At 67.2% G+C, this 8938-nt stretch carries 9 protein-coding genes and 3 tRNA genes; 6 read left to right on the top strand and 6 right to left on the bottom strand.

The window, feature by feature from the left end; translation table 11 throughout:
* From ROZ37_RS20485 to ROZ37_RS20465, 5 genes are all read right to left on the bottom strand, one after another.
* A partial coding sequence (locus ROZ37_RS20485) for a GTP-binding protein (protein ID WP_312662433.1) occupies positions 1-143 on the bottom strand: 143 nt, incomplete at its 3' end.
* 78 nt (positions 144-221) lie between these two features.
* Positions 222-296 (bottom strand) — tRNA-Thr (locus tag ROZ37_RS20480).
* Between the two features lie 26 nt (positions 297-322).
* Positions 323-396 (bottom strand) — tRNA-Gly (locus ROZ37_RS20475).
* Positions 397-467: 71 nt separating this feature from the next.
* Positions 468-552, bottom strand: a tRNA-Tyr gene (locus ROZ37_RS20470).
* A gap of 83 nt (positions 553-635) precedes the next feature.
* Entirely contained in the window at positions 636-1118 is a 483-nt protein-coding gene (locus ROZ37_RS20465; protein WP_312662428.1) for an Lrp/AsnC family transcriptional regulator, read from the bottom strand.
* A gap of 115 nt (positions 1119-1233) precedes the next feature.
* Between ROZ37_RS20465 and ROZ37_RS20460 the strand changes: the two genes are divergently transcribed.
* The 3 genes from ROZ37_RS20460 to ROZ37_RS20450 all read left to right on the top strand — a co-directional run bounded on the left by ROZ37_RS20460 (position 1234) and on the right by ROZ37_RS20450 (position 4238).
* On the top strand, positions 1234-2640 hold the full coding sequence (locus ROZ37_RS20460) for an FAD-linked oxidase C-terminal domain-containing protein (RefSeq protein WP_312662425.1): 1407 nt from the start codon (positions 1234-1236) through the stop codon (positions 2638-2640).
* Positions 2641-2674: 34 nt separating this feature from the next.
* Complete coding sequence (locus ROZ37_RS20455) at positions 2675-3433, top strand: class I SAM-dependent methyltransferase (protein WP_312662423.1); 759 nt, start codon at positions 2675-2677, stop codon at positions 3431-3433.
* A 94-nt stretch (positions 3434-3527) separates the two neighbouring features.
* Complete coding sequence (locus ROZ37_RS20450) at positions 3528-4238, top strand: hypothetical protein (RefSeq protein WP_312662422.1); 711 nt, start codon at positions 3528-3530, stop codon at positions 4236-4238.
* Between the two features lie 118 nt (positions 4239-4356).
* Here ROZ37_RS20450 and ROZ37_RS20445 read toward each other — a convergent pair whose 3' ends face one another.
* The gene (locus tag ROZ37_RS20445; protein WP_312662421.1) at positions 4357-4986 is read right to left on the bottom strand and encodes a response regulator transcription factor; all 630 of its coding nucleotides are present in this window, start codon (positions 4984-4986) and stop codon (positions 4357-4359) included.
* 555 nt (positions 4987-5541) lie between these two features.
* Between ROZ37_RS20445 and ROZ37_RS20440 the strand changes: the two genes are divergently transcribed.
* The 3 genes from ROZ37_RS20440 (at position 5542) to ROZ37_RS20430 (ending at position 8930) form a co-directional block, all read left to right on the top strand.
* Complete coding sequence (locus ROZ37_RS20440; RefSeq protein WP_312662419.1) at positions 5542-6477, top strand: ABC transporter substrate binding protein; 936 nt, start codon at positions 5542-5544, stop codon at positions 6475-6477.
* Positions 6474-8402: an ATP-binding protein gene (locus ROZ37_RS20435; protein ID WP_312662417.1), complete on the top strand. Its 1929-nt coding sequence runs from the start codon at positions 6474-6476 to the stop codon at positions 8400-8402. Before ROZ37_RS20440 ends, ROZ37_RS20435 begins: the two co-directional genes overlap by 4 nt.
* A 99-nt stretch (positions 8403-8501) precedes the next feature.
* Positions 8502-8930, top strand: coding sequence for a PhaM family polyhydroxyalkanoate granule multifunctional regulatory protein (locus ROZ37_RS20430; RefSeq protein ID WP_312662416.1), 429 nt, complete (start codon positions 8502-8504; stop codon positions 8928-8930).
* Positions 8931-8938 lie beyond the last annotated feature (8 nt).

Genomic DNA, 8938 nt, shown 5'->3' with positions numbered 1-8938 from the left:
TCGTAGGCCTTCGCCTCGCCACCGAACTTCCTCGACAGAATCGTCGTGATCGCCGCCGTCAGGGTCGTCTTGCCATGGTCAACGTGGCCGATCGTCCCAACGTTCACGTGCGGTTTCGTCCGCTCAAACTTACCCTTAGCCATGTCGCCACCTCATATTCAGAATCAGAAAAACCGGACCGATGACAGATCGACCACCACACCAGACGAACCGGAAAGCTGTGGTGCCCATGACGTGGATTGAACACGTGGCCTCTCCCTTACCAAGGGAGTGCTCTACCACTGAGCTACATGGGCTCCGAAAAACAACTTGCCGCCGAACCTGGAGCGGGTGAAGGGAATCGAACCCTCGTCATAAGCTTGGAAGGCTTCTGCTCTACCATTGAGCTACACCCGCATACAACGCAGACGAACCGCTTTACACCCGATGCCAGCCATCAACTGAAAGTGAAGCCCGGCAAATAAACTTGGTGGAGGGGGAAGGATTCGAACCTTCGAAGGCAGTGCCGTCAGATTTACAGTCTGATCCCTTTGACCGCTCGGGAACCCCTCCAAGCGAAGCGCCGAACTATAGTACCCGTTGGACGGAGTGTCAAACAGTTTTCAAACTCCCCCTCAAACGACTTCGAAGCACCTTCATCTTCGGCTGATCTGGGCGAGCGGCAAGGCGGTCGAGTCCTTGACGGACTGCAGTACGAACGACGACTTCACGTTCGCGACACCGTCGAGTTTCAGCAGTCGATCCATCAGAAAGCGCGAGAAATGCTCGAGATCTTCCGCGACCACGTGGACCAGGTAATCCATCTCGCCGGTCAGCGCGAAACAGGACAGCACTTCCGGCGCCGACTGCATCGCCGAATGGAAAGCCTGCATCTGCGCTTCACGTCGCTTCTCGAGCGTGACGGTCACGAAGGCCTGCAGGCCGAGTCCGACGCGTCGCGGATCGAGGCGCGCAACGTAGCCGCGGATCACGCCCGCGTCCTCGAGGCCGCGCACGCGCCGCAGGCAAGGCGACGGCGACAGCGACACGCGTTGCGCGAGCTCCGCATTTGACAGGCGACCGTCACGCTGCAGCAGGTCGAGGATATGCAGGTCGACGCGGTCGATCGAATCGCTCATGAATCACGGCTCCAGGACGGGGCGCCTATTTTCGCCGGACGTTCGCCCGCATTGGAAGAAACGGTCCGGAGCGGCAATAATCGCGCGCATCGCTCCGACCCCGCGGAACCACTCCATGCGTCACGCTGACACTCACTCCCGCCGCCCGCTGCCGCCCGCCTTTGCCGAGGAACTCGGCGCCCGTTTCGGCCCCCGGTTCTCGATTGCAGAAGCCGTTCGCGCGCACCATGGGCACGACGAATCGCATTTTCCGGACATCCTGCCCGATGCGGTCGTCTGGCCGCAGAGCACGGCCGAGGTCGTCGCGATCGTCGACGCCTGTCGGCGCCATCGCGTGCCGATTGTGCCCTTCGGTGCCGGGAGTTCGCTCGAAGGTCACATCCTTCCGCTGCACGGCGGGATCAGCGTCGATTTCTCGGAAATGAACAAACTGATCGCGGTCCACGCCGACGATATGGACGCCGTCGTGCAACCGGGACTGACGCGCAAGCAGATCAACGCGGTGCTGCACGGGACTGGACTCTTCTTCCCGGTCGACCCGGGCGCGGACGCAAGCCTCGGGGGGATGGCCGCAACGCGGGCGTCGGGGACGAACGCGGTGCGCTACGGGACAATGCGCGACAACGTGCTCGGCCTCGAAGTCGTCCTCGCGGACGGACGGGTGATCCGCACCGGCGGGCGCGCCCGGAAGTCGTCGGCCGGCTACGACCTGACGCGGCTGATGATCGGCTCCGAAGGCACGCTCGGGCTGATCACCGAACTCACCGTCCGCCTCCACCCGCTCCCCGAAGCGGTGTCGGCGGCGGTGTGCGCGTTTCCCGACGTCGTCAGCGCGGTGCGCTGCGTGATCCAGACGATCCAGCTCGGCATCCCGGTTGCCCGCGTCGAACTGCTCGACGAACTCACGGTGCGTGCGATCAACCGCTACAGCAAGACGTCGCTGCGCGAATCGCCGATGCTGTTCTTCGAATTCCACGGATCGGAAGCGGGGGTCCAGGAGCAGGCGCAGACAGTGCAGGAACTCGCGCGGGACAACGGCGGACAGGATTTCGAGTGGGCGACCCGTCCGGAGGACCGCAGCCGCCTGTGGGCCGCGCGCCATGACGTCTATTTCTCGTGCATCAACCTGCGTCCGGGCTGCCGTGGCATCACGACCGATGTCTGCGTGCCGATCTCGCGACTCGCCGACTGCATCGCAGGCGCGCGCGAGGACATCGACGCGAGCGGCCTGATCGCGCCGATCGTCGGCCACGTCGGCGACGGCAACTTCCACACGGTGGTCCTCGTCGACCCGGGCGACGCAAGCGAGATCGCGCGCGCCGAAGCGCTCAATCGCAAGATCGTCGAACGCGCGCTGGCGATGGACGGCACCTGCACCGGCGAGCACGGCATCGGTTTCGGCAAACAGGACTTCCTCGTCGCGGAGCACGGTCGTGATGCGGTCGACGCGATGCGTCTCGTCAAGCGCGCGCTCGACCCGGAGAATCTGCTGAACCCCGGCAAGGTCGTTCCGGACGCATGAAGGATCGGCGCGCCGCCGCGACGGCAATCGATTCGTGCCTCCTGCGCTGAAGGCGCTGCTCGCCCAGTCGGCGGGCGCCATCATTGCGATTGCAATCGCACGCGGCGGTTTCCTGCCTGCGGGTATCTGGCCGGTCGCCGCGACTCAAGCCGCCGGAGCCGCCGTCGTCGCTGCCGCGCTGCGAAGCGACCGATGGTGGCTGCCGATCCATCTCGGGTTCGTGCCGTTGCTGGTGGGCGCCGGCAAGCTCGATGTCGCGCCCGGCTGGTATCTCCTCGGCTTCGCGGTGCTGCTCGCCGTCTATTGGAGCAGCTTCCGGACGCAGGTACCGCTGTACCTGTCGAGCCGGAAGACCGCTGATGCCGTCGCGGCCTTGGTGCCGACGGGCCGCCTGCAGCGCGCGCTCGATGTCGGCAGCGGGACCGCCTCGGTACTTCGCCGGCTCGCCAAGGCCCGTCCCGACTGCGTGTTCGAGGGCATCGAAGTCGCGCCGGCGCCGTGGCTGCTCAGCAAGCTGCTCGCGCGCGCCCAGCCCAATCTGCGGTTGCGGCGCGGGGATTTCTTCTCGCAGTCCTGGCGCGGTTTCGATGTCGTCTATGCATTCCTGTCGCCGGTGCCGATGGCCCGCGTGTGGGAGAAGGCGGGGCGCGAACTGCCGGCCGGCGCAATCCTGATCAGCAACAGCTTTCCGGTGCCGGGCGCCGTCCCCGAACGGACCGTCGAAGTCGGTGATACCCAGGGCACGGTCCTCTACGTCTACCGCGTCATGGAGACGGGTTCGACGACGAAATAGCGGCCGATTCCGCGCGCTTTTTCGCCGCTTGCGGGACGCGCGCGACCTCGATAATGACGATGTGCGGCGAAAGGCCGCGATCGAGGAACACCGCATGGCTGAAATCATTTGCGTCATCGGCAACAAGGGGGGAACCGGCAAGACCACCCTTTCGCACATGCTCGCCCAGGGCCTCGGCCTGCTTGGGCAGCGAGCGGCGTGCGTGCTGACGGATACGACCCGCGAACCCCTTAGCCCCGACGGGCGCCGCTACATCACCGCGGACGCGCGCACGCGCGATGCGCTGACGAAGGTCGTCGACAAGCTGCGCACGCTTCCCGACTGGATCGGCGTCATCGACGGCAGCGGCAACCGCACCGAGATGGACCGCAAGCTGTACGCGATGTCGGATCTCGTCCTGATGCCGTTCCGCGAGTCGCATGAGGACATCCGGACCGTCCTGCGCGACCTCGACCTGTTCCCGCGCGGTTACGCGGTGCCGACGCAGTGGCCGACGAACGCCTGGCAGCGGGACGCCGCGGACCGCGCGGTCGCGCAGTTGATGGGGGTTCACCGCGAGCGCATCCTCCATCCCGTCGCCGCGCTGTCGGCGTCGAAGCTGCTGCTGCAGAAGAAGATGCCCGAACAGCTGCCGACGCCGGTCGCGAACGCCTGCCGCGCGCTTGCACGCCAGGTGCTTCAGGTCATGGAAATCGGTCAGCAGGACGACGTGATCGACGCGTGCGACGAGGACGACCACGTCGGAGGGCGCCTGTCGGCGGCAGACATGCCGATGCGCTCGAGCTTCGCCCGCAGCTCGCACTGACGACCCGGCCGTCGCGTGGAGCTTCGGAAGGAACAGGGGCGCCGCTTACTCGACTGGACGGACCTCGCGCGTGTGCAAGCCGTCGGCACTGCGCCCGATCGAGGGTGAGGATTGAACCCTACAGCCGCGGGCCGTGGCGCGCGATGACGATCAAGGCCTGCGCGCGGCTCGTCACGTTGAGCGCGCGGAAAATCGCCGACATATGCACCTTGACCGTCCCTTCCGACAAGCCGAGAAGGTCCGCGATTTCGCGATTCGTCTTGCCCTGCGCGAGCAGTTCCATGACGCGCGTCTGCCCGGCGGTCAGCCCGAATCGCTCGCTGACCGGCGCCCCGGAGCGCTTGGCCGGGTTCTCGGGCTCGACGTCGGGTGCGTAGATTCCGCCGTCGAGCACGCAACGCACGGCACTGCGCAGCACTTCTCCGGAACTCGACTTCGACACGAAGCCCGACGCGCCGCCCTTCATCGCGCGCCGGATCGTCGCCGAGTCGTCGAGAGCCGAGACGACGATCGCGGGAACGTCGGGGAAGCGCCGCGCGAGTACCGCAAGCAGCGAAAAGCCGTTCAGGTCCGGCAACATCAGGTCGATGACGGCGAGGTCCCAGTCGGCGCTCTCCTCGAGCTTCTTCAGCGCCTCCTCGGACCCCTTGGCTTCGACGCATTCGACCCCGTCCTCGAGGCGTGCGAGGGTCTGGGCCATCGCTTCGCGCACGAGCGCATGGTCTTCGACGATCAGTATTCTGGTCACGGCTTGCTCCGGGGCACAAACGCGTGGAGCATATCACGCACCCCCACCGATTCCGTTCGCATCGCCTGCCTGCGCAGCCCCGAATCGGGCGAAAATCCCGGCCACACGCGCGAAGCCTGGACCAACAGCGGAGAAGGCATTTGACCATCCCGGCTTCCCGCCACCCCGACATTACCGCGCCCACTCGGAAAGTGCGGATAGCGGGCCGCGCGAAGCGGCGCTTCAATGGCCGGTCGATTTTCGGCTCGAGCGACTCGAGCGGCTGTCGCCCGGCTGTCATCTTCGGTCCGAGCGAATAGAATGCCGTCACCCGTCGAATGGAACTTCAGCGGGTAACTCGGTCCGAATCCGGCTTTGCCCTGACATGAACGCTCACCGCGAATCCCTCCGTGCTGTCCGCTCGTCGCGCCCTCCGGCGAGCGACGCGCGCCGCCGCCCGGGTGCACGGCACGAGCCGGACCTTCCCGCTCACGTACCGTCGCCGACGCCGAAACCCCTGACGGCACCGACGTCACGACCCGTCGTCGAACCGATGCAGAGCCGATGCGCCGGAGCATGAGCCCGACGCTGCGCGGACTGCCCGCCGCACTGCTGCTCCTGCTCGTCCTCGCTACCGGCTTGTTCTCGGGCGATGCGGCGGCCGCACGCGTGCTGCTCGTCACGAGCGAGCGCAGCGGCGCCCACGAGGAGACCTTGACCGCGATCCGCTCGGCGCTCGTGCCGGGCATCCCCACGTCCGAGATCGGCATCCTCGAGCCTTCGCAAGTCGAGAACGGTGCGCTCGCGGGCAGCCGCATCATCGTCACGATAGGCACCGAAGCCGCCCAAGTCGTCACGAGCCAGTCGCCGCGCCAGCCGGTCCTGCACACGCTGCTGCCGCGCGACGCCTACGAGCGCCTGCCACCGGCGACGGGACCGGGCCGCAGCTCGGCGATTTTTCTCGACCAGCCGGTCCAGCGGCAAATCGCGCTGATCACCGAGGCGCTGCCCGACTGGCGCCGGCTCGCGCTGCTCGCCGGTCCGCGCAGCCAGCCGCTGGCGACCAAGCTCGCCGCAGCCGCGCAGGAACAGCAACTGACCGTGAACATCGAGAACATTTCGAGCGAGCGGGACATCTATCCGGCGCTGCAGCGCCTGCTCGCCGACCGCGCGGTGCTGCTGGCGCTGCCCGACAGCACCGTGTTCAACAGCTACACGATCCAGAACGTGCTGCTGACGAGCTATCGCCACCGCTCGCCGCTGATCGGGTTTTCGCCCGCCTACGTCCGCGCCGGCGCGCTGCTCGGGCTGTATTCGACACCCACGCAGATCGGCGACCAGGCCGCCGAGGCGGTGCGCATGGTGCTGGCCGGCGGCGGTCTGCCGCCGCCGCAGGCATCGCGCCGCTTCGAGATCGGCATCAACCAGAACGTCGCCCACTCGCTCGGCATCCACCTCGAACCCGCTGCCGAGATCGCGGCGCGGATCATCCGCCGCGAAACGAAGCCATGATCTCGAAGTGGGGCGTACGCTCGCGCGTGATGCTGGTCGCGGTTCTGCCGACACTCGTGCTCGCGGTCGTCCTCACGGCGTTCTACACCGGCTCCCGCGTCGCCGATCAGGAGGAAGCTCACCTCGCACGCAGCCAGGCCTTCGCCCGGCAACTCGCGGTGGCAAGCGAGTACGCGGTGTTCTCCGGAAACCGGGAATCGCTGCACCGTCTGGCGAGCGCGATGCTCGCCGAAGGCGACGTCGTCGGCGTGATGATCATCGACAGCAGCGGACTGCCGCTCGCCTATAGCGGCCATCCCGACCCCGACCTCGCGCTGCCGGTAAGCGCTCGCGGGCCCGCGGCGGACCTCATCAACGCCCGCGCCACCTTGCGCGTCATCCAGCCGGTGCTGCCGAGCCGGCTCGAACTCGACGACGCCTTCACGCCGGCCGCGGTCGGCGCGGGGAAGTCCGTCACCGAGCCCCGCGCGCTGGCGACGGTGATCGTCGACTTCTCGCGTGCCGAACTCAACGCGCGCCAGAACCGGCTGCTCCTGACCGGCAGCGGCGCGATCATCATCGTGCTGATCGGCGGCCTGGCGCTCGCGAACTACATGAGCCGCGGCGTCAGCGGTCCGATCCGCCTCGTCGCGTCCGCGGTCGACCGGATCGGGCGCGGGGATTTCTTCATCCGCCTCCCGGAGATCGGAGGCGGCACGTTGCGGACCCTCGCCATCGGCGTGAATCAGATGGCGGAAAAACTGGCGAGCGCGCACGACGACCTGAACCGGCAGATCGCCGAGGCAACGGCGGAATTGCGCGCCCGCAAGGAAGACGCGGAGCAGGCGACGCTGTCGAAATCACGCTTCCTGGCCGCGGCGAGCCACGACCTGCGCCAGCCGATGCACGCGCTCGGCCTCTTCATCGCCGAGCTGTCGCAGCAGCCGCACGCGCCCGAGTCGCGGCGTCTCGTCGAGCGCATCGCGGCTTCGGCCGAGGCGATGGAGAACCTGCTCGACAGTCTCCTCGACATTTCCAAGCTCGACGCCGGCGTGCTCGAACCGAACGTCTGCCCGTTCGCGCTGCAGCCGCTGCTGGAGCGTATCGTCCTCGAACAGCGGCCGCGCGCGGTCATGCATGAGCTGCTGCTGAAAGTCCGGCCGACCACGTACTGGATCGAAAGCGATCCGGTGTTGTTCGAGCGCATCCTCAGCAACCTCGTCAGCAACTCGGTCCGCTATACGCGCAACGGTCACGTTCTCGTCGCGTGCCGACGGCGCGGCAACCGGCTGCGCATCGAAGTGCGCGACAGCGGCGTCGGCATCGCCGCCGACGCGCAGTCGATCATCTTTCAGGAGTTCGTGCAGCTCGACAACCCGGCGCGTTCGCGCGACAAGGGGCTCGGCCTCGGGCTCGCGATCGTCCGCCGCCTCACCGACCTGCTCGGCCACCGGCTGTCGGTCCGCTCGCAGCCGCGAAAGGGCTCGGTGTTCGCGATCGAAGTGCCGATCGCCGCACCCGTCGAGTACCGCGGCGGCAGTGATGTGCGCCGCTCGCCCGGCAATCTCGGGGGGTTCCACGTCGCGCTGATCGACGACGATCCGCTCGCGCAGGCGGGCATGACCAGTCTGCTCGAATCCTGGGGCTGCCAGGTCACCGCCGCGGACGACGTGAAGGGGATCGTCGAACTGCTCGAAAGCGGCGCTCGGCCGGCTCCGCAGCTCATCATCAGTGACTATCGGCTCGAAGGCAGCGCGGCCGGCATCGACGTGATCCGCACGCTGCGCGACCGTTTCGGTGCCGAGCTGCCCGCAGTGCTGATCAGCGGCGACACCGGTCCCGAAACCCTCGGCCTCGCGCAGCGAGAAGGCCTGCCGCTGCTGCACAAGCCCGTCCGGCCCGCACGCCTGCGCGCGCTGCTGAACCGCTTGCCGAGCAAGGACTGATCCGCGCGAACCGCGGCCACGCGGGGTTAACGCGGCATGACTGCGCTCGACGGCGTGGGGTAAGATCGCCGCCTGTCCACTTAGCGCCGGGAGCACTTCATGTCGAAAGAGACGCCAGCCGCCGACCCGCTCGAGTTCGTGCGGGGCATGTGGAACAACATGGGTTTTTCGCTGCCCGGCATGGTGACGCCGACCCTCGACGTCAACGAGCTCGATAAACGGATCGCGGACCTGAAGGCAGTCGAGAACTGGCTCAAGATGAACCTGAACATGCTGCAGATGACGACGCAGGGACTCGAAATGCAGCGCGTCGCGCTCGCCGCGGTGCAGGCGATGAGCCAGCATGCGCGCGAGTCGGGTGCGGCGGACGCGCAAGTCGACACGAATCTCTTCGCCGCCGCTGCGATGTGGCCGTGGAACCTGATGGCCACGCCGCACGGCACGGAAGTGCCGCCGGAGAAGCCCGAAGCCAAGGCGGAGGCCAAGCCCGCTCGCCCGGCGAGCAAACCGGCGGCCGAGAAGAAGTAACGGCGGCC

Origin of the sequence: Aromatoleum sp., from assembly GCF_032027225.1 — a bacterium.
Lineage (GTDB): Bacteria > Pseudomonadota > Gammaproteobacteria > Burkholderiales > Rhodocyclaceae > Aromatoleum.
Note: the sequence above shows the minus strand (reverse complement) of the source record. Positions and strands in the feature narration are given on the sequence as shown.